Raw genomic sequence first — 23040 nt, forward strand, 5'->3', positions numbered from 1 at the left:
CAATTGATTTAATTGCATCCACGGATTCTCTCGTTGTTGTCTGCACCTCACCAATCTTCAATCCTATTTCATCTGTAGCTTCTGCGGTCTGCTTTGCAAGTGCTTTGATTTCACCGGCCACTACGGCAAATCCCTTACCAGCCTCTCCGGCCCTGGCAGCTTCGATGGTTGCATTGAGTGCCAAAAGATTTGTCTGCTCAGAGATATCTGAAATCGTTTCTGTGACCTTGCTGATCTCCATGGCTGCCCTACCCAGGGCATCAACTTTCCGGGAAATATGTTCGGCTTTGGCTACTGCATCCGATGTCGTCTTACTTCCTTTAGCAGTGTTTGAAGCAATTTCATTAATGGTGGCAGACATTTCCTCTGCTGCAGAGACTATCATCTGAAGATTGGTAGTTGTCTGTTCAGTGGCTGCTGCCACACTGTTCATGGCTGTTGCCATCTCTTCCGCTGCAGACGATACATTATTGGCTTTCTCAGATGACTGCTCTGCACTGGATGACACTTGCAGGGATACTGCTGACAATTCTGTTGAAGAAGAGGTAAGGGTCTGAACTCCGCCCGAGATCTCTTTAAACATATTTTTTAAATTATCTGACATCTGTTTCATGTTGGCATACACACCGGTTATCTGTTTCCCGTTTGATTGGAATTCAAAGGTCAGATCACCTGCAGCAATCAGGTCGGCAACTTTGGCAATTTCCGAAGGATCATGCCCTAAAAGTGCCATTATCCCTTTAACAAACAACAATACCGCCAATACTGTAAGAACAAGAAATATTCCTCCGGCCAGAAGGACAACATTTCTGATGGAAACAACAGGTGCCATAAATTCCGATTCATTTTGGGTGACAACAAGACTCCAGCCGGTGGAATCAACAGGAGCAAATCCGGCAATTTTATCAACCCCCTTAAAACGATATTTTTCAACACCGGATTCATGGGCAAGTGATCGACGTGCAATCTCTTCCATACCCTGAAGTTTGGCAACGTTGAGGTCAAAAATGTACTCTTTCACTGGATGAGCAATGAAAAGGCCATCTTTGGCCACCATAAAAGGATAACCAGTTTCGCCAATTTTGACCTGTGTGATCTCATCAGATAAAGCGGTCAATTTTACGACCGATGCCAGAATACCTGCAAAGGAATTTGAACTGTTTTTTAATGTCACAGCCACAACAACTACAGATTCACCACTTGCCTTTGATATAACAGGTTCGCCTATAATCACATTACCGGACATAGCTGACTGGAAATAATCTCTATCTGCTACACTTATTTTTTGCTGTCTAAATTTGCCTTCAGCACTGTCCGCAATAATGAGTCCAGAGGAATCTGTAACAAAGAAGAAATCGTAGTTTTTCCCGATTTTTCGATATACATCCGAGAGATATGACTCCAAAGCAGATATTTCCCCAGACGCATTTTCAATACTTTCGCTTTTTATCTTTTGGATCATTTTTTTAATAAGAGGCTCGGATGCCATTGTCTGGGCTTTTTCTATTTCCTGCTCCATTGAATGGTTAACCATAGCTGCAAGGCTTTGTGCGGTTAATTCCGCCTGACCCCGGGAAACTGAAACAAGGGCTGATGACGATTTGTTTATTGCAAAAAGCCCAACAACTATCAGTGGCAGAATGGATGCTACAACGCCACCGATTATTAATTTTGATTTTAATGTCATTGTTTTCATTTGATATTCTCCATTGTTTTTATTTCATATTTTCCTTTGTTAATTTTCTTTCATTACGATTCCTGGCATGCTTCATTTCCCAGTTTACACTTTCCGGAGAGAAAACTCTGTGTGGCGGGAATCTCTCACAAAAAAGTGTAAAGTATTTTTGGGTTCAAATGAAGGATGCCCGATTCCTTATCTATTTTTCAAGAAGCCTCCTGATTTCAGTGAGCAGATCCATGCTTTGCAAAGGTTTCATTAAATATTTATCTGCACCAATTTTGCGGGCAATGGTTTCATCCATCAAGTTGCTGAAACCGGAGCATATGATGACCGGAATCTTTTTGTCCAAACTTCTGATGTCGGCGACTAAATCTGATCCGGTTTTCTCCGGCATAGTCATATCAGTCACCACAAGGTCAAATCGTTTTGGTTCAGCTCTGAATTTTTCAATTGCATCTACTCCATCACTGAAAACAACCACCTGATAACCATGTCTTTCCAAAAAATCTTTATATGAATCCCTGATTGCTTTTTCATCATCCACAAGCATGATGGTTTCACTCCCATTCAGGGTGAGGGTTTTTTTTACATCAGGTCTCTTTTTTCGGCTCTTCCGTTCCACAATCGGAAAATAGAGAGAAAATTGAGTGCCCTCTCCAATGGAACTCGATACATCCAGAAACCCCTCATGTTCATCAACAATTGCCTGGACAATAGACAATCCAAGTCCTGTTCCCTGTCCGACTTTTTTTGTTGTAAAATAGGGCTCAAATGCTTTTTCCAGGATCTCGGCATCCATTCCGCAACCGGTATCACTGATTGTGAAAACCAGATATTTTCCAGGAGGCATCTTCTTGTTTCTTAGCTGCCTTGATTCTAATATATCAAGGTCATCTAATAATACTGTAAGAGTCCCTCCCGAGCTTTCCATGGCATGATATGCATTGGTGCAAAGATTCATGACAATCTGATGGATTTTAGTGGGATCTGCTGATATCAAGGAACGGGAGATCAGCTTGTTTTGAATTTTTATATTTACGGGTATGGATGAACGGATAAGTTTAAGTGCCTCATTTATTTCAAAATAGACACATAGAGGAAGTTTTTTGTATTCTGTCTGCCTGCTGAATGTCAATATCTGCTGTACCAGTTCAGATGCTCTTTGAGAGGCACTTACTATATTTGAGAGGCATTTAAGGGTTTTTTCCTGATTCTTTATATTCATTTGAGCGATCTGAGTATATCCGAATATCCCTGACAGAATATTATTAAAGTCATGGGCAATGCCGCCGGCAAGTGTTCCAATGGCCTGCATTTTCTGGGACTGATAGACTTGCCTCTCAATATCTTTTTGTTGGGTGATATCTCTGCGAATCGAAACAAATGCCGATATATTGTTTTTTGCATCCGTGATTGGTGTGATGGTTGTGTCATGCAGGATTATGCTGCCATCTTTCTTTTTGTTCTTCAGCATCCCCTTCCAGGAGTTGTTCTTCAGTATGGTGTTCCACAACTCCTTGTAGAAAGATTGATCATGGAGACCGCTTTTCAAAACAGAGGGTCTCCTTCCGATCACTTCAACCGAAGAGTAGCCGGTGTTTTGTTCAAAAGAGGGGTTGACATATTCAATGATTCCTTTTGGTGAAGTTATTAAAACTTCTTCATCTGCCTGTTCAATTACTTTGGCAAACTGCAATAATTTGTCTTCACGAACTTTTTTCTCGGTAATATCTTCAAAAGCACCATCTATGTATAGAACATTTCCGCTGTCATCTTCCACGGCACGGGCAGAAATTGATACCCAGGCAATCTTGTCGTCACCTTTTTTGATTTGGCATTCGAAACCATTAATCTCTTTTTCATGCAATGTTTTACGGATCATTTCCTGGCGGTCAACAGGATTCAGGTAAAAATTTTCCGCTCTATACTGACCAATGTCATGATCCGACTGGATGTTCAGTAAATTTAAAAGGAAGCGATTATATTCAATTATTTTTCCATCAACACCTATCCTGAAAAAACCTATCGGAATATTATCGTTCATTGATCGATATTTTTCTTCACTTTCACGTAGGAGTTGCTCTGTTATCCTGTGCTTATCTATCTCCTCTTCAAGTTTTTTGTTTGATCTAATCAGCTCTTTCTGGCGGTTTTCAATTTTAAGGGACATTTTCTGGATATTGTCAAAAACGTCCTTAAGCTCACGGTAAACATCCGTTGCCGTGTTAAAATCATAATTACCGTCAGCAATTGCTTTAATCCGTGCCGAAAAATCCCATAAAGGTTTTTGAAGAAAACGATTCACACAGAAAGTAACTGCCAGCATGACCCCGATGATGACCATCAATGTGTTGATAATACCTGTGATGAGCCATTGTTTCTGTTGGTGAAGAAATTCATCCTCTGACAAACGCAACTCAAAAGCCCCCACAAACCGATCACGAAATTTTATCTCATGCTTCTCCATGGAATCACGATACTTACCGAGGCTGCCCATTAGAAAAATCTGGTTACCTTTGGCATCTTCAACAGATAAAAACGACAGTTTTTCGACTTCCATCATTGTCTGCCCGATCTTTTTAACAGCCATCACATCATAGTTCCACAAAGGCAATTGAAGAGTGTCGGCCAGAAAAGCAACATATTTCGCCTGCTCCTGATTAATGTGATTCCGATGATTTCTGGATGTGGCGAACAGAAACACTGACAAAGAAGCACCGGAAATCAACACCACCGACAGAACGATTATCATTATCATGTTTCCGGCCAATGACGGGCCTTCGATTCCCTTTGTATAATATGATTTTCGAAAAAAATTCATGGCTATTATTTCCAATCCGTTAATCCGTATTTTGTGAGAATTTTTTTAAATCCTCCGGAAGCCCTGAGAATATCTATTCCCTTGCTCAATATATCTGCGTAGTTTTTAGATTCAGGAAGTTTTGGAGAAAAAGCGATATAGATGTAAGAGACCTCTGTACCGTATCCAGCAAGGGTAATCTGATTGCTGACTCCCATTTTTCCGGCGACATTAACGATAACCGCCTCGTTGTCAACAATGGCATCAATTCGTCCATCAATCAGCTTCATTATATTTCTTTGAAGGGGATTTTGGCCAGTGATGACCTGGACTTTGTCAAAATTGTCTTGATTATCCTGGATATAATCAAGCAGCCACCTGCGATAGTCGTATCCGGCTATGACTCCCAATGCAACCCTTTCAATATCAGATCTATCTGTAAACCGCCACGATGTATCTTTTCTCACATAAAAAGAAATGCAGTTGCGTGCCAATTCTTCAGATGGGAAGACAAAATCAGGAGCATCTGTTTTGGAAGCCCCGATAAGTCCATTGTTATATCCTTCCCTTACCATTTCAACCGCCCGTTTCCAGGCAAGTGTTTCGTATGAAACTTCTATTCCATTGTTCTCAAAGACAGATCTTGCCACATCCACTATAAACCCTTCATTTTCAGAGTTGGGTACGCCGTTAAATGGTGGCCATTCATCTGCCACAAGTGATATCTTCTCTGCATTTGCAGCAGTTGAAAGAATTATCATGACAACAAGAGTGACAAAACCAATTTTTCTGTTCAGCGTAAACATATTTCCATCCATTTAAAAAAACCGTATTAGTTCTACTTTGTTAGCTTATCTTAGCTTCCTATTTTTAGTGTCTGAATCAGGATGCCCAGGATGTTCAGGATTAACAAGATTTTGCATAATTACCTTTTATCCTGTGAATCCTGACTATCCTGATTCAGACATTTTAAGAAGATAACAAAGTAGAATTAGTATTACACTCCATAAATATTTGCCGTAGATTATCATTTGTAGAAAATTTCACTGCAATCTGTGCAGATCGTGTGGGTGAAATCCGCATCAGTGTGTTCACGGACATAAGCTTCTAAAGGCCACCATTTGTTATTATCATCACGTATCCTTTTACAACCACTGCAGATGGGTAAAAGCCCTGTAAGGATCCTGTTTTCTTTCAAAAGCCTCTCATTTTCTGCAATCATCTTCCCCAACCGGACAATGGTATCTTCTTTTTCCTGTTCAGCTTTTTTACGATCTGTCACATCCCTTGATACGCCGATTACTTTTAATCCACCTTCCGGCGATTTATAAAGCTTTGCCCTTATTTCCACCCAATAAAAACGCCCTGTTCTATGAATCAGTTCCAGCTCCATGTTGCGAATTTTTTTTTGATGTGATTCAAAACTTGAAATTTCTTCAGATAAAATTTTGAATACTGAGCCAAATGTATCCTGTGACATCGTTTTATGCACAGATTGGCCAATATACTCTTCAGCGCTGTATCCACTTATATTTATGATTGACCTGCTTATATATTCATACGTAAGGGTTTTTACGTCCACGGACCAAACCGCATCTGCAAGATCTTTGGAAAGAACGGCGTGTATTGTTTCTAATTCAATTGCTTTATTGACTGCTGTGCTCATAAAAAAAAGAACCTCTTTCTGTGTTATATACTCAAAGATGACACCTATGATATTTTGAGCCTTGTCATTACTGTCTGAATCAGGATTCCCTGGATTAACAAGATAAGGCAGGATCATCTTTCCCACACCTCTACCCTTTTACCTGCACAAAGACTCAATTAACTGATAGCAGAATCTGTGCCAATGGGAAAAAAACTATTTATTTTAAAATAAAAGCAAATAGTTATGATATTTAGAGGGCAAACAGAAGAGAGGAGGATTATTAAGATTCTTGTAAACAAGAATCAAATTGATTCCAGTTTATAAGAATGGGAAGCTGTAGTGAGAGAGATACTGTTTTATTAGTTGGAGCCGAATCCGGGAAGATTATATTTGTTCAACAGTGCATATAATCTGGCCTGTGAGATGCCGGACAAACGGCAGGCAGCTTTTCTGTTGCTGCCCGCTTTTTCAAGAAGACGTTTGAGGTAGTCCCTTTCAAGCTTTTCCCGACACGCATTCAGTGAAGGAAATTCACTGTCACTATTTTCCAGAACATTGTCGATAATCTGTTGAGTATCCTTTTTTACAGGCAGCAGAAACTCAAGCTTTGAAATTCTGTAATCCGGAGGAAGATGTTTTGACACCAGGGTCGGATCATTTCCAGCCGAGGCAATGGAATAGTCCAGAACATTTAAAAGCTCCCTGATATTGCCGGGCCAGTTGTTGGAGGCCAGAGTTTCAATATATTCGTCAGATACTGCCTTGGCTTCAAGTTTGTACCTTTTTGACAGCTCGTGAATTTTTTTTAAAACAATCTCTTCAATATCTTTTCCCCTATCACGCAAAGGTGGCAGATGAATTTCCATGGCGCGTATTCGATAGAGAAAATCTTCCCTGAACTGTTTTTCTTTGACCATTGAATCCAAAGAAAGATTGGTCGCCGAAATGATACGGATATCTACTTTTATTTCCTTTCTTCCCCCGATGGGGCGAACAACCCTTTCCTGGAGTGTTCTCAAAAGTGCCTTCTGCATGGACAATGGCAGCTCACCAACTTCATCAAGCATCAACGTGCCGCCGTCCGCCTGCAGGATCAGGCCTTCCTGTTTATGAGAAGCCCCTGTAAAAGCCCCTTTTTCATGACCGAAGAGGGTACTTTCAATCAACGTCTCGGTAAGAGAGCCGCAATCTACAGGGACAAACGGTTTTGAAGCCCGTTTACTGTTTTCATGAATCGCCCGTGCAAACAACTCCTTTCCGGTACCTGTTTCGCCGGTTACCATGACACTGGCGTCGGTTGAAGCAGCCTTGCCTACTTCATCAAGACATTGCTGTAACACCTGTGATTCACCGATTATCCTGGATCGTTTCAACGGGATTAACCGGTGGGATGCCATCTTTTCTTTTCGATACTGCAACGCCCTTTGAATGGGAAGAGAAACATCATCAAGGCGAAATGGTTTCTGCACAAAATCCCATGCACCGTTTTTAAACGCAATTTCTGCTCCCCTGATATCGCCCGTACCTGTTATGATAATTATTTCAGGAGAAGATGGCAGATTAACAAGATCCGGCATGATATCCAGTCCGTTCCCGTCCGGCAGTTCAAGGTCAAGCAGGATGATATCAAAAGCTTCTTTTGCCGTGAACTTTTTTGCTTCACTGATCCTTTTCGCAGTAACGGTTTCACACCCCATCCTTTCAAGAACCGTCTCAAAAAACAGACAAATTTTTGAATCGTCATCAACAATCAGTACCCGAATCATAGTATTCCCTGCCGTTGTTTTTTAAGCTGCACATCTGAAACGGGACAAATCATAGCCTTGCTAAAGGCAGTCAAAGCCATCTATAGTATTCCAGATAATTAAATTGATAATGGAACAATATAACTATCTCTTATCTGGATTAATTTTGTTACCAAAAAATAAAATATTTTTCTGGAAAGCTAAATTTCATAGTTTGTCCCTGCTCAGGTGGGTGGCTGATTTTTTATTAATCGCCTTGTCAATAGTGGATGAAAGCTCGCCGAGTATCATAGGCTTCATAACCATATCCATAATACCGACAGACTTGCATTTTTCTCTGGTCAGCCCATGACTGAACCCCGTACATAAAACAATAGGGATATCAGGATTGATTTTTCGGATTTGCTTTGCCAGATCAAGACCATTCATATTGGGCATTGTCATATCAGTTAAAACAAGGTCATAGAAACCTGGATTTTTTTGAACTGCTGCAACAGCCTTGAGTGCATCAATTTCACCAGTCACTGAATACCCAAGCTTGGATAAAAGTTCACAAGTGCTTTCAATAATAGCCTCCTCATCATCAACGATAAGGATATTGCCCTGGCCTGTTTTTAATATAAGTTCTCTGTTTTCTTGTGCTTCACCCTGATGTTGCTCCGGCATAAGGATTTTGAATGTTGTTCCAACGCCCTGTTCACTGTAAACAGAAATGCCACCTTCCATTTCCTTAAGTATGCCATAGACAGTTGCCAACCCCATTCCTGTACCTTCTTCCCTCTTTTTAGTGGTAAAAAAAGGTTCAAAAATCCGGTCAATTATTTTTTCAGGGATACCACAACCGGTATCAGAGATGTTCAACTGAAGGTAATTCCCTGGAGATATCTTTCCAAAATATCCTATCTGACTTTCGTCCAGTTCAACTGAGTCCAGGGTAACTTCAAGAATACCCCCCTTTTCTTTCATGGCATGACCCGCATTTGTAAAAAGGTTCATCAAAACCTGGTGTATCTGGGTCGTATCACTAAAAACGTTTGCGTCTTCAACCCTCAGATCTTGCCGGATTTCGATATTGGCCGGCAGGGAAGCTCGTATAAATTTTAATGTCTCTTTAATAACAGGAATAATGGTTATGGTTAGTTTTTTTGTATCTGATTTTCTGCTGAAGGTGAGAATATGCCTGACAAGATCCCTGGCTCTTAAACTTGAATATGAAACTTGATTCAGATAATGTTTAAGCTTTTCATTCCCTTGGGCTTCAAGCATGGCAAGATCTGTGAAGCCCATCAAACCCGAAAGGATGTTGTTGAAATCATGTGCAATGCCACCTGCCAGAATCCCGATGGCCTCCATTTTCCTTGCCTGGATGAGATGCTCCTGGAGCCTCTTTTTTTCCTCCTCTATCTCTTTTCTGTCCGAGATATCCTGAAGCGCACCAATGATGCGGATTATTTTGCCGGAACGGTCTTTTACAGCCTCCCCTGTGGCCCTGACCCAACGGCGCCTGCCTTTGGCGGTGATAATCTCAAACTCTTCGTCCAGGCTGCCACCATATTGGATGCAATCCCTGTAATTCTTTACAACCTTGTCCCGCCACTCAGGTGCTATAAATTCACTACCGTCATCAAGGGAGAGACTAAAACCAGTTTCTTTATCGTGAATAATCGCCACCTCGTCCGACCAGGCCAGTTTACGATTCTCAAGATCTGCACTCCAGCCACCCACCTTTGCTATCCTTCCCGCTTCTCTCATAAGCTCGGTATTCTGCTTTAAGATTGCTTCTGATTCCCGTAAACGTTCCGTTGTACGCTGTAAAGCATCATTGGTACGCTTACGCTCTGAAATGTCCCTGGAAATTCCCAATATTCTGTCAGGTTCACCCTTGTCATTTGTTAAAAATCTGGATGTGATCTCAACCCATATGGAGTTGCCGTCTTTTTTAACCATTTCCAGTTCAACTGTTCTTAAAAAACTTGAATCAAAGCCACTACCAAACTCCCGATCCAACTCTTCTGATATGATTTTAGGCACAAGTTTAAATGATGCATCCTTCAAAAAATCTTTCATCGCCAAAGTAGAAAACTCAGAAGGTGTATATCCCAGAAGATATTGTATGGCCGGACTGACATAGCTGAATTTTAAATCTGAAAGCTGTAAAACCCAAATGGCATCCCTTGCATTTTCAGCTAAAAGCCGATATCTTTCTTCACTATTTTTCAACTCGATTTCGGCTTTTTTTCGCTGAAGTATTTTCCACATCCCATCCATCATTAACTGTAGTTGACGGACATCAGAATCGTTATAATCCTCTTTTTTGTTTCCCACGCCGGTCAAGGCAACCATCTTGTTTCCATCAAAAACGGGCACACTCATTAGCCTGTAAATTTTTACATGCCCCTTTGGAAATCCTTTTTTGGGGAGTTTGTCAAAATTTTTATAATCGTTAATGACAGATACCTTTCCGGATCTTGCAGCTTCAGCCCACAAGCCCGCATCATCAACATTGTACACCAGTATTTTGTCATCTATTTCACATTCTTGCATGGTTTGTTTTGACCATGAGTGCATGGTCAGTTGAGATTGATCTTCACTTAAAAAAGCAAGGTAGCCAATTTCACTACGGGTTAAATTGATGGCTTCCTCCAGAGCAAATTTTGAAAGTGTGTCAATGGTTCCTTCACCCATTTGACTTAATTCAAATAGTTTTTTTAATCGCAACTCTTCCAGCTTTCTTAACTTTTCAGCATAATCCTTCTGCTTTTCAATACAAAATATCTGCCTTGAAATATAAAGGGAAATAGCTGCTATGAAGACAAAAACAGCTCCAAAAATCTGGAATAATTTTTTGGTAATACCTTGTATTTCCCGATTAATATCATCTGTGTAAACACCTGTTCCCACAACCCAGTTCCAGGCTGGAAACCTTTTAACATATGAGGTTTTTGCTATGATTCTATGCTGTTCATCTTTCCATTGCCAATAATAATCGACATAGCCACCATCAGGCAAAAGGGCTTTTTCAACCATCTCAACAAAAGGATATTTCCCCTCACTATCTTTATAGAGAGTCAAATCTTTCCCTTCTAAATCAGGACGATAGGGATGCATGATCATGAATGGGTGCATATCATTAATCCAGAAATAATCTTTCCCCTCCGGACCAAATCTAAGTCTGCGAATTTGATTTACAGCCTGCTCACGGGCATCTTCAGGCTTAAGAGATCCCTGCTCAACTCTCAAGTTAATTTCAGATAATAAACTGATAACATTATCCGTCAACTGACGGATTGTCTCTTTTTTCTGGCTCAACAACTGTTTTTTTTGCTGGGGTATGAATATAAAAAAAATGCTTAATATAAAAATGATATAGGTGATGTACAAAGGTATGAGAATTCTTAAAGAGTGGGATAATATTCTTTTAGTCGGGACATTACCAGTCAGATTGTTTTTCTTGATGGCAGCTTTTTCCAAAACATCTCCTTAATAGTAGCCTGGGCATCCTTATTCAGACAATTTTGACAAAGCTCAAAAGATCATAGGTGTCAACTTTGAGTATTTAATACAAATCTGAAATTATCATCTCATAAACAGGCTGAAATGCCCCCTCATCTGTTCTGACTTCGTGAATACGGCATCGGCTTCGGTCATCACTTACAACTATTTTGCTTTTCATTCCTGCAACCTGGGTGCCTGCGGTTATGGATTTTTTTACAGTGACATAAGATTTTGGCTCTGTTCGCAAACTAAATTCCCTTATACCTCTTTTTTTAAGAACAATAGCTTTATTCAAGGTTTCAATTTTTTCAATTTCCCTTTGGCGTAACTGAATAATCTCCATAATATTGTCCTGGCGGGCAAATGCATCATTTATGATCTCTTCAGCCTCCATTGCACGCTCCTGAAGCTCCTTGACCATCTCAATTGACTCCCTTACTGCCTGAATATCGTTTGACTCCTGCATCTCCGGCAGTTTTTTCTGAATATCTCTCAGCTCAATTTGGGCTCTGTCCTGGACATAGGCTGCATTGGAAATTTTTTCGTGCAACATTTTTTCCTCGGCCTCAATAGCCTCAATATCGTTTTTAAGTTTTTTGATTCCCAGATTATTCCCCTCTATCCTCTCATCAAGCTCAGCAATTATCATCTCCATCAACCCTTCAGTACCAACTTCAAGCTTGGATGCAGAAGCTTTAAGAGTTCCGACCTGCCCAGCCTTTATACCCCCTTTTGCATTAATAAACGAAGATATCACAACCCCATTTTCATTTATGCACGTACCACCTGCGAAGAGATGGGAATCCATGATCTCCCTCTGAACAATAATATCCCTGAACGCCTTTACCCTTGAATTATTAATATATTTTGTCTGTATATTTCCCTGGACATTAATAACATGAGAATTAATAATACCAGAAGAGACATTAAGATCACCAGTAATATTAATCTCTGCTCCATGAATCTGATCCACAGTTAAATTGGCACACCTGACGCTGAATCCCTCCTTGATAGTTCCCGAAACCACAAGATTTCCATTAAAATTTATATTGCCTGTCTCATAGTCAACATCACCATCAATCCTTAACTCAGGATAGATGGCAACAACCCCCATTGCACTAAGACTTGGTTGACCATCTGCGGTGGCATATATCTTAAGGCCGTCATCTGAAAAACGTGTATTGCTGCCGGCATCAAAAAGCAGATCCTCCACATACTCAACTTCGATGATATTGCCATAAATATCCCTGCCTGGAATGCCCTGTCTCAAAGGAACTTTTTCAGCAAGTAATTTTCCGGCCTTGACAAAAGGGATTTTTCCTCTGTCCCTGAAATCAATTGTTCCGTCACTGTTTATTTTTCCTGCATGCAAAAAATCAACATCAAAGTAAAACTTTATTTCAGGATAAACAGGCTGAATTGGAGCATCTCCCCTTGCAACAACAAGGGTACTTTCTGGCTCTGGTGATGAGGTCAGCCACTCTTCAATTACGGTATCATCCTCAATGCCACAGATTATTTTCTCCTGTTTCAGGCTACTCATAATATCCTGAAGCATACTGAAGTTGCCAATGGTCTGTTTCATGATATGGATTGATGCTGAAAGACAATCCTTTGAAACAACAATTTTGAAACTTTCGCTCTCTGAAGCAGAATCCCCTTCTTCCCCAACGCAGATATCTGACTGAAGGCAAAAGAGTTTCTCAGCCTTGCAGAATTCATCAGCGAGAAAGGCTTGCAACAATTGATTAACAATCTTAGATTCAGTAACACCACCATTTAGCCATGTTGATTCAGTGACGCCTGCTTGCTCGCCTGATAAATAAGGATTTAACTCTATGGGCAAAAATTTGCTGTTGTCAACATCTTCAAGTCTGATATTTTTTTCACAAAGAAGCTCTTCAACAAAGGATTTAAGCTTAAAAGAGAGGCTGCGAAACTCTTTTTCAAGAAATTGCTGGTCTCTTTGAATTCCTTTAATATCCAGGAGTTTATCAATGGAAAAACCTTCCTTTTTTTTCCATTGAGCTGCTCTGTAATGGACTAACCTGTCATAACCTGCGCTGCCATTGGCTGCCCTGTCATGGGCTCTACTCCCGTTTATCAATGCCTTGCTATCTGGGGAGAAGCTATCCATAGGCCCTTCAAGAGAAACATTTTTTATATCAAGGTCTCCATCAGAGATAGTTTTTGTGTTTTTTCCTCTGTTACTGTTCTTTAAAGCCTGTAACTCACCCTTTTTTTCACTTATTTTACGGGAAAATGCCTCTTTTTTCTCCTTTAGACTCATTGCCATTTTGTAGAACTGTTTGTTCTGATGACGGGTGACTTTTAAAAGGCGTTCCCTCTTCTGCACTCTGTCAAACTGATCACATCTCTGGGAAATCTCTGCAAGAAATATCTCATCCTGGAAGGGAACCTGAATGCAACTGTGTATGCCTGCCCTGTTTACAGCACTTACAACTGTAGCGATCTCACTGGGATTCACAAGCATTACCCTCTGGGTATCAGGTGAAATACTACAGGCGTTTCTCATAAGTTCATCTCCGCCCATTCTGGGCATACTATAACTTGAAACAACAACTGAAAAAGGTTCATGCTCAGCACCTTCAAGGGCTGCAAGGGCTGCAAACGAGGTATTGACACGGCGAACATTATAGCCCGCACTTTCAAGAATCTGCTCCATGGTCTCCCCAAGGGCCTGGTCATGCTCAACGATCAATATTTTTCGTTCTATTTTGTCCAATTTTGCACCCACATGATTATCCTTTACTGTGAAGTGAGAAGAAACTCAAAGCCACGCTGCAAGGCTATTTTTTGAAAATCAGCAAAGATTTTTTTAACAGCTTCCTCAAAAATAAGGGTTGCTTTTTTTTCATCCATACCATCAACCATTAAAATTTTCTTTTTGATCTCTTCTATAGCTGTTTGTGAGTCAAAATCAGAAAATTTTCCGGATTCCAACCTCTTATCTTTAACTGTCTTTTTGCTGGGAGAAGCAGGATCATTAATCAGGCATCCCTCTTCTGAAGTAGAAGTTAGTTCCATTTTAATCTTTTCATGTGCTATCTCCTCTTCAAGCTCTGCCAGAATTTTAGTCTGTCGCGCCGCGCTCTGTTTCAGATCTTTGTTCAATGCATAAAGTCTTGCATTCTGCTCCTTGGCAATCCTGAAAAGATTTTCTGACTCAACTAAGAGTTCATACTGTTTAAGGCCTGCTTTTAAATCTTCAAAAAGCTGCTCTGTCTGCCATGGTTTGGAAATGTATTTGTGAATGCGCCCCCTGTTAACAGCTTCCACCACAGCATTTATATCCGCGTACCCTGTGGTGAGAAAACGCACTGTGTCAGGAGATATCTGGCTAATCCTTTCCAGCAGCTCTGTTCCTTTCATTCCGGGCATACGCTGATCTGTTATAACAAGAGAAAAAGTAGATCTCATTTTTTCTATCTTGGAAAGAGCTTCAACACCATTTGAAGCATAAACAGAGCTTACCCCAATCTGCTTCAAAATAGCAGCAAGTACATTGCCCACCTGAATATCATCATCCACAATAAGAACCTTATGATCAAACTTCATTTTCTCTCCACCTTGATTTTTCATTAGAAAGCCTCCGTAACATACTCATATACAGCGACTTTCATGTTTAGTTGTGATGCGTAAGCAAACATGGGGGGTTATTAGAAAGAATGGTTCAAATTAGTGCATCTTTCATTTATCAGTTTACACTTTTTGTGGCTTATTCTTTTGTCTGAATCACGGATTAAACTGATTAAAAGATTAAACTGATTAAAAGATTACACTGATTGAAAAAATCGGTAGTGTCATAAAAGTGTTGATATCTTTTTGTGAAAGCCCTGCTGAATCAAGGTTTGTGAAGAGCTCATCAACATATTTGGGACACCACCAAAAAATCTGTGTAATCAGCGTAATCTGTGGCAATCCGTGATTCAGATAATAAAAAAAAAGTGTAAACTACTTTGAAGCTGATATGAAGGATGCCAAAATGAGGAGCAACTCCTTAAATTTATATCATCAGATGAATTTCACGATACAAAGCATCAAGTCTTGCCGGCGATATCTTGATAGATGTTTTAATCTCCTGGGCAAAAAGGGATATTTTGTACTCTTCAAGCATCCAGAAAAATTTTTCAACAGCATCTGCTTTCTCCCGTGAAGAGTCGTTATCAAGCTCATTGAGCATGGCAGAAAGTTTGTCCGAATAGTCAGAAAGAGCTGCTGCTTTTTTCTGATCCCTTGTCATGTCAACATCTGCCCGCTGGACACGGATCCTTATGGCGGCAATGTATCTTTCAAGAAGCTCAATGCGTTCATGGGTATAAATATCAAGGAAATCAGCCGGCATCAGTGATTCAAGGTCTTTTTGCAACTGCTCTGAAAGGGCATAAAGCTGTGGTCGTTTTCTGCTTTTAAGATTTATGTTTCTCAAAACAGAAGCTGTCTCTTCATATGACTCACAAAGATTTGTCACCCAGCTTATAAGGATCTGGCCTGTGGAATAAAGCTCTGGCAAGGCTTTACCTGCATGTTTCTCAAACGAATTCCTGTCCCTTATATCCACAGAGAAAAGCTGCCTTGTCACTGATCTGAACATGGCATTATTGAGGTTCTCGGCTCCACCAAAAAAAGAGGCATATCTTTTAAGACGCGAAGCACCTTTTATATCCTTTTTAAGGGCATTGAAATCCTTTTCATAACAGATTGTAAAAAGGACTCTTACTCCTTCCATGTGGGATTCAACGGCACTGTTTCTGTTCTTAAACAGACGAAGAGAGACCACGCCATTTTCAACAGTAAAGGCTGGAAAGAGAGTTAATCTTTTTTCAGAAGCAGCAGTCCGGTTACCGGAATCACCAGAAACATTGGCAAAATCAACATTAGAAGCGGAAAAATCCGCAGCAGCATTAGCAAAATCAGCTCCAGAAGCGGAAAAATCCGCAGCAAAACCGGAAGCTCCGGCATCGTCAGATAAAGCAACAACATCTCCAGATTCTTTGAAAGTCACAGAATCTTTGATCTCTCCAAGACTCCAATCCCGAATATTTTCCTTTTCATAGCGTTTTCTTGCCTCTTCAAATGCATCTTCACCGGAAAAAGTGACGTTGGAAAAATCATTTAATACGCTCCTGTTTCTTGATGCTGCAATCTCATGATCATTTTCATCACGAATGGATATACGCATTTTTAAATGATCTTCAACACTTTTCTCTGACCAGGCAGATGGCGGAATCTGTGCTCCAAACCTTTTTCTTACAAAAAAGCTGAGTTCATTAAACAGGGGGCGTCCATTATATGATAGCTCTTTTGCAATTATGTCTGCCTTTTCCGATGCAGGAAGCAGCTTGACTCTGTGGGATTTGGGAAGACTTTTAATCAGAGCTGTGATCTTTTCCCTGAAAAGTCCAGGGATTCCCCACTCCAAAGCCTGTGGATCTGCAGAAGCTGCTGCAACAGCCGGTATTTTAACTGTTACGCCATCCTTTTCCGCTCCAGGTTCAAAACCGTACTCCAGATGAAATGCAAGTGTGCCCATCTCAATTTTATCCGGAAAACCTTCAAGATCAATATCATCCATGGATTTTTGTTGAAGATCATCAAGCGTCATGAATAGAAAATTCTTATCCTTCTCCTTTATCGCCCTGTTTTTAATATATTTTGCAAAGGTTCTGATGTTAAAAAAATCACGGTCAATGTTTTTTCTATAAAAAAGATAGATATCATCATCTGTTACAAGTATATCGCGCTTCCTGGTCTTATCCTCAATATCCTGAAGCTCGGCTATGAGCTTCTGGTTGTGCAGCATAAAGGGAAAGGGTCTTGCCACTTCACCTTCAACCAGAGCTTTTCTTATGAAAATTTCACCTGCCTCGGCAGGATTGACCCTGCCATATGAGACAGTTCTTTCCGGTACAATTACAAGGCCAAACAAGGAGACCTGCTCTGATGCAACAACTTCCCCCCTTTTTTTCTCCCAGCGCGGGGATGACCAGGTAAATGTGCAAAGTTCCCTGCCAAGCTCCTCAAGCCAACCAGGATCAATTGTGGCTGCGGTTCTTGCAAACAACTGGGAGGTTTCCACATATTCAGCAGCCACAATCCAGTTACCGGCCTTGCCGAAAATCCCTGAACCCGGAAAAATCATGGCCTTCTGCCCCTTGGCAGCATGATAAATATTTTTATCTTTTTTATGGGCAATATTCCCAAGATATCCGCAAAGCAATGATTTGTGAAGCTCGGTATAAAATTGCCCACCAATCTCAAACTCCTTTGACTTCAACCCCTTGGTGCCGGATTCAATGTTTATGCGCCTCTCACCTTTGACACCATGCTCCCTTAATACAGAAAGTATCTGTCCATGTATATCGTTCCACTCCCTGAGGCGCTTAAAAGATAAAAAATGTTCCTGGCAGAATTTTCTCACCTGACTCCGGCTTTTGAGTCGCTTTTGTGCGCTGTGATACGCTTTCCATATATTAACAAGGGAGATAAAATCCGATGCAGGATCTTTAAAAAGTGCGTGTTTCTGATCTGCCTGCTGGGTCTTGTCCTGGGGTCGCTGCCTTGGATCAGATATGGAAAGGGCAGAAGCTATGACTGCTGCCTCTTCAAGGCATCCTCTCTCATCAGCTTCTATAAGAATCCTTGAAAGTTTGGGGTCAACAGGGATTCCTGCCATTATGCGGCCATTATCTGTCAGAACATATTCCCTGGAGCTTCGTTTTTTTTCAGCAGATGCTCTTTTTTCAACTTTAATGGCACCAAGCTCAAAAAGAGTTTCAAAGCCATCCTTTACAGATTTTGAAGATGGTGCATCAATAAATGGAAAAGATGCCACATCGCCAAGTTTCAGGGATATCATCCGCAAAATAACCTCTGCAAGGTTACTTCTCAAAATTTCAGGAGAGGTGAAAAGGGGTCTTGATGCATAATCATCCTCGTCAAACAGCCGGATACAGATTCCATTTGCAACCCTTCCGCATCTTCCCTTTCTCTGATCTGCACTGCTTCTCGATATGGGGGTAACCGGCAAAGCGGTTGTGCGGGTTCTTGGTGAGTAGTGGGGTATCCTTGCAAATCCAGTATCAACTACATATTTGATACCTGGAATGGTCAGTGAAGTCTCTGCAACATTGGTTGAAACAATTATCTTTCTGCCTGGCCCCCTGTGAAAAATTCTCCCCTGTTCACCTGCTGAAAGCCTTGCATAAAGCGGCAAAACAGTTACCCCTACATAGCGTCTGCCCCTTAAAATTTCAATTGTCTCTGTGATATCCTGCTCTGTTGGCATGAAAATGAGGATATCTCCATAACGGGACTCCTTCTGAATCATCTCCACAGCATCGGCTGCGGCCTCCACATAACCCTGGTCGTCCTGCTCCGGATCATCTGACCCCTGAACCGGCATATAACGTACTTCCACAGGATACATACGTCCAGATACCTCTATAATAGGTGCATCATCAAATGCCCTTGAAAATTTTTCAGTATCAATTGTGGCAGAAGTGATAACCAGGGTCAAATCCCTGCGTTTCCTGACAAGGTTTCTCAAAATTCCCAGTGTAAAATCAATGTTAAGGCTTCTTTCATGGGCTTCATCAACAATGATGGTATCATATTCCCGCAGAAGAGCATCTCTTTGGGTCTCTGCCAGCAGAATACCGTCTGTCATAACCTTTATGATTGAATCAGATGCTGTCTTATCATCAAAACGGATTTTATAGCCCACTGACTTTCCAAGGGGCTCTTCCAGCTCCTCTGCAATTCTTGAGGCAACATTAATGGCAGCTATTCTTCGTGGCTGGGTACAGCCTATGGTGCCTTTAACCCCTCTGCCTGCTGCAATGCAAAATTTGGGAATCTGAGTGGTTTTACCGGAGCCTGTTTCACCGGACACAATAACAACCCTGTGTTTTTTCAGGGCATCTATAATCTCATCTTTTTTATCAGTAATGGGTAACTCTTTAATAAAAGAGATCTTTGGCATGGCCTTCTGCCTTACCACCCTTTTACTGACTTTCATTTCTCTTGCTCTATTTTTCATAAGGTGGATTTTATTATATTGTAGATAAAAGTCAACTCCATGAATTCCCAAGAGTCATAATCTTCCCAATTTTTATAACTTCTCATATGAGTCATCTCTTCTCAATTGTGATGCAAAATGAAGTTCGACAAAATTTATTAATCTATTGCTAATAATAAGTTGACTTATTGCTAATAATAGGTGAAATATAGGCTGTTATGAGTAATTGCTTTTCCATTACTGAACATGCAGTAAGTCAGGGCTTAACCCATTTATGATTATAACAGACTTAAATTATTATTATAATGATATGTTGACCCTGTATTTTTTCACAATATTTAAAGGACTCATTAATCATAACCAACTGTTTTTAGAACGACTTTCATTGTTTCGATTGTGGCGGTGAGATGCCATGTACCTTACATGAAAGTCGCCAAGATTACTAAAAAGGAATGGCTTGATGTGAGATGCCATGTACCTTACATGAAAAAGAGATGAGTCAAGGAGAAATTCACTATGGGTGAAGCAGTAATTAAAATTGGAAAAAAACGCAAAAGTTTTTTCAAAGACAAGGTTATGGCCCTTCTGCCTGACGGTGGAAACCTCAATGCCTGCCTGACATGTGGTGCCTGCGCGTCAGGATGTCCAGCAACCGGACTTGAGGGCATGGATCCCAGAAAATTTCTGAGAATGGCAGCACTTGGAATGGATGAGGAGATTCTTACCAGCAACTGGGTCTGGATGTGCTCAATGTGCCAAAGATGCGTATATGTATGTCCCATGGAGATAAATATTCCCCAACTTGTTTACAATGCAAGGGCACAATGGCCAAGGGAAACCCGTCCAAAGGGAATACTTGGATCATGCGATGCTGCACTTTCCAATGAATCAGGAAGTGCCATGGGTACTCCCATGGAAGATTTTGAATTTGTAGTGGGCGATGTCCTTGAAGAGTACAGGGAAGCCCAGCCGGAATTTGAAGAGATGGAAGCCCCCATTGACAAAGAAGGGGCAGAATTTGTTCTGAACCAGAATTCCCGTGAACCTGTAACCGAACCTGATGAACTTGTTCCCTTATGGAAAATACTCCATCTTGTGGGTGCAAACTGGACTTACACCAGCAAGGGATGGGCAGGAGAAAACTACTGCATGTTCCTTTCTGATGACAAGTCATGGGAGCATCTGACACGCCAAAGTGTTGATGCAGCCCATAACGTGGGGTGCAAGACGTTTCTCAACACCGAGTGAGGGCACGTAACATTCTCAGTCCTGGCAGGACTGAAAAAATTCAACATTGAGCACAATTTTGAAGTTAAAAATATCTATGAGTATTATGCAAAATGGATAAGGGAAGGAAAACTTAAGGTAAACTCCGACTGGAACAAGGATCTGAAAATAAAATTTACGGTTCAAGACCCTTGTCAGATTGTGAGAAAATCCTATGGAGATGCAATTGCAGATGATCTTCGATTTGTAGTTAAATCAGTTGTTGGTGAAGAGAACTTCATTGACATGACCCCAAATAAATCAAACAACTTCTGCTGCGGCGGCGGTGGCGGTTTTCTCCAGTCAGGATTCAAAGAAGAGCGCCTGCTTTACGGCAAGATCAAGGATGACCAGATCAGAGCCACAAAGGCAGATTACTGCATTGCCGGGTGTCATAACTGCCATGCACAGATCCATGAACTCAGCGAACACTACGGTGGAAATTACCCTGTGGTACACCTCTGGACACTGATATGTCTTTCCCTTGGAATCCTTGGTCCAAATGAAAGGGAGTATCTCGGGGATGACCTGAAAGAAGTGAATGTATTTCACCCTGAGACAGCCATGTAGCAGCAGAGACATAACTTCTGTTTTCTCCGTTTTTTGGGCACCTTCATATTATACAGAATTTTTTGGGCATCCTTCATATCATATAGAAAGTGTAAACTGGCAAATGAAAGATGCCGTTTTTTGCCTGTAATATTACCCTGTTTTATAAATTTCGGTGCCTGTAATATTACTCTGTTTTCTACATTTTGGTGCCTGTAATAAAACCCATTTCAGATGATTATTCTGAAACGGGTTTTTTGCGTCCTTCTTACAAAAAAGATGAAATGGGTTGACATACTTCAAATTATAAGAGAAAAATATCCTACTTATGAAGTTATATTAAAAACCCAAGGGTCGTAGGTTTCTAAATCAATCACTATATATGGTATTTTTAACCTTAATGAAGATACTATATATAGATGTCATTTAAGAGAATAGAACTCATGACTGACGGGTCAAAAACGGAGGAGCAAATCAAAATGGGTGAAGCAGCAATAAAAATTGCAAAAAAACATAAAAGTGTTTTTAAAGACAAGGTTATGGAAATTCTGCCTGACGGCGGCAACCTCAATGCCTGTCTTACATGCGGGGCATGTGCATCCGGATGTCCAGCCACAGGACTTGAAGGCATGGATCCCAGAAAATTTCTGAGAATGGCAGCACTTGGCATGGATGAAGAGATACTCAGTACAAACTGGGTCTGGATGTGCTCAATGTGCCAAAGATGTATCTATGTCTGCCCAATGCAGATCAATATTCCCCAGCTTGTATATCATGCCAGAAAATCATGGGCAAGGGATGACAAGCCCAAGGGAATTCTGGGTTCATGTGACATGGCTCTTAGAAATGATACATGCAGTGCAATGGGTGCCACTGAAGAGGATTTTGAGTTTGTTGTAACCGATGTACTTGAAGAGTACAGGGAGGCACAACCGGAATTTGCTGAAATGACAGCCGATGTCAACCGTGAAGGCGCCTATTATGTTCTCAATCAGAACTCAAGGGAACCTGTCACAGAACCTGATGAGATGGTACCTCTCTGGAAAATTCTCCACCTTGCCGGTGCTGACTGGACATACAGCTCAAAAGGCTTTGCTGCAGAGAACTACTGCATGTTCATGGCAGAAGATGAATCCTGGGAAAAAATTGTAAGAACCAAGGCCAAGGCTGTGGATGATCTTGGGGCCAAGGTGTGGCTCAACACCGAGTGAGGGCACGAACTATTTGCAGTCCTGGCAGGACTGAAAAAATTCAACATTGAGCATAAATTTGAAATCATGAGTATTATCCAGCTATACGCAAAATGGATACGTGAAGGTAAACTTAAACCAAGTTCAGAATGGAACAGGGAAAGAAAGATCAAATTCACTGTACAGGATCCATGCCAGCTTGTAAGAAAAACCCTTGGCGACCCTGTGGCTGAAGATCTTAGATATGTTGTAAAAGCTGTTGTTGGAGAGGAAAATTTTATTGACATGACTCCCAACAAATCCAACAACTTCTGCTGCGGTGGCGGTGGTGGTTTTCTACAGTCAGGCTTTCCTGATGCAAGACGAGCCTACGGCAAGACCAAGGCAAACCAGATACTTGCAACCAAGGCACAGTACTGCATTACACCATGCCATAACTGTCATGCACAGGTTCATGACCTAAGTGACGTTCACGATCACGCATGGCAGACTGTTCATCTGTGGACACTTCTTTGTCTCTCCCTTGGGATTCTCGGCCCCAATGAACGGGAATACCTTGGTGATGACCTTAAAGAAGTTGATGTTTTTCATCCTGAATCAGCCATGTAAAATATCAAGTTTGATG

The 23040-nt window shown here is 41.1% G+C and carries 11 protein-coding genes; 2 read left to right on the forward strand and 9 right to left on the reverse strand.

What is annotated here, in order from left to right; translation table 11 throughout:
* The 9 genes from MTBBW1_RS13960 to hrpA all read right to left on the reverse strand — a co-directional run.
* A partial coding sequence (locus MTBBW1_RS13960; RefSeq protein WP_245809380.1) for a methyl-accepting chemotaxis protein occupies positions 1 to 1696 on the reverse strand: 1696 nt, incomplete at its 3' end.
* Positions 1697 to 1877: 181 nt separating this feature from the next.
* The gene (locus MTBBW1_RS13965) at positions 1878 to 4502 is read right to left on the reverse strand and encodes a hybrid sensor histidine kinase/response regulator (RefSeq protein WP_139786771.1); all 2625 of its coding nucleotides are present in this window, start codon (positions 4500 to 4502) and stop codon (positions 1878 to 1880) included.
* A 5-nt stretch (positions 4503 to 4507) separates the two neighbouring features.
* Positions 4508 to 5287, reverse strand: coding sequence for a substrate-binding periplasmic protein (locus MTBBW1_RS13970; RefSeq protein WP_186441307.1), 780 nt, complete (start codon positions 5285 to 5287; stop codon positions 4508 to 4510).
* A gap of 221 nt (positions 5288 to 5508) precedes the next feature.
* Entirely contained in the window at positions 5509 to 6264 is a 756-nt protein-coding gene (locus MTBBW1_RS13975) for a PAS domain-containing protein (protein ID WP_245809386.1), read from the reverse strand.
* A 224-nt stretch (positions 6265 to 6488) separates the two neighbouring features.
* Entirely contained in the window at positions 6489 to 7895 is a 1407-nt protein-coding gene (locus tag MTBBW1_RS13980) for a sigma-54-dependent transcriptional regulator (protein WP_080804382.1), read from the reverse strand.
* Positions 7896 to 8081: 186 nt separating this feature from the next.
* Positions 8082 to 11345, reverse strand: a complete 3264-nt coding sequence (locus tag MTBBW1_RS13985; RefSeq protein WP_080804383.1) for a cache domain-containing protein — start codon at positions 11343 to 11345, stop codon at positions 8082 to 8084.
* Positions 11346 to 11430: 85 nt separating this feature from the next.
* Positions 11431 to 14127: a flagellar assembly protein A gene (locus MTBBW1_RS13990; protein ID WP_080804384.1), complete on the reverse strand. Its 2697-nt coding sequence runs from the start codon at positions 14125 to 14127 to the stop codon at positions 11431 to 11433.
* A gap of 11 nt (positions 14128 to 14138) precedes the next feature.
* On the reverse strand, positions 14139 to 14972 hold the full coding sequence (locus tag MTBBW1_RS13995) for a response regulator (RefSeq protein WP_080804385.1): 834 nt from the start codon (positions 14970 to 14972) through the stop codon (positions 14139 to 14141).
* Positions 14973 to 15396: 424 nt separating this feature from the next.
* Positions 15397 to 19410, reverse strand: coding sequence for an ATP-dependent RNA helicase HrpA (gene hrpA / locus MTBBW1_RS14000; RefSeq protein WP_245809381.1), 4014 nt, complete (start codon positions 19408 to 19410; stop codon positions 15397 to 15399).
* A 516-nt stretch (positions 19411 to 19926) separates the two neighbouring features.
* Between hrpA and MTBBW1_RS14005 the strand changes: the two genes are divergently transcribed.
* Together MTBBW1_RS14005 and MTBBW1_RS14010 are read left to right on the forward strand one after the other, a co-directional pair.
* Positions 19927 to 21246, forward strand: a complete 1320-nt coding sequence (locus tag MTBBW1_RS14005) for a (Fe-S)-binding protein (RefSeq protein WP_080804387.1) — start codon at positions 19927 to 19929, stop codon at positions 21244 to 21246.
* Positions 21247 to 21704: 458 nt separating this feature from the next.
* Positions 21705 to 23024 (forward strand): (Fe-S)-binding protein, encoded by a 1320-nt coding sequence (locus MTBBW1_RS14010; protein ID WP_080804388.1) that lies wholly within the window; start codon positions 21705 to 21707, stop codon positions 23022 to 23024.
* Positions 23025 to 23040: the final 16 nt, after the last annotated feature.

The organism is Desulfamplus magnetovallimortis (assembly GCF_900170035.1).
Lineage (GTDB): Bacteria > Desulfobacterota > Desulfobacteria > Desulfobacterales > Desulfobacteraceae > Desulfamplus > Desulfamplus magnetovallimortis.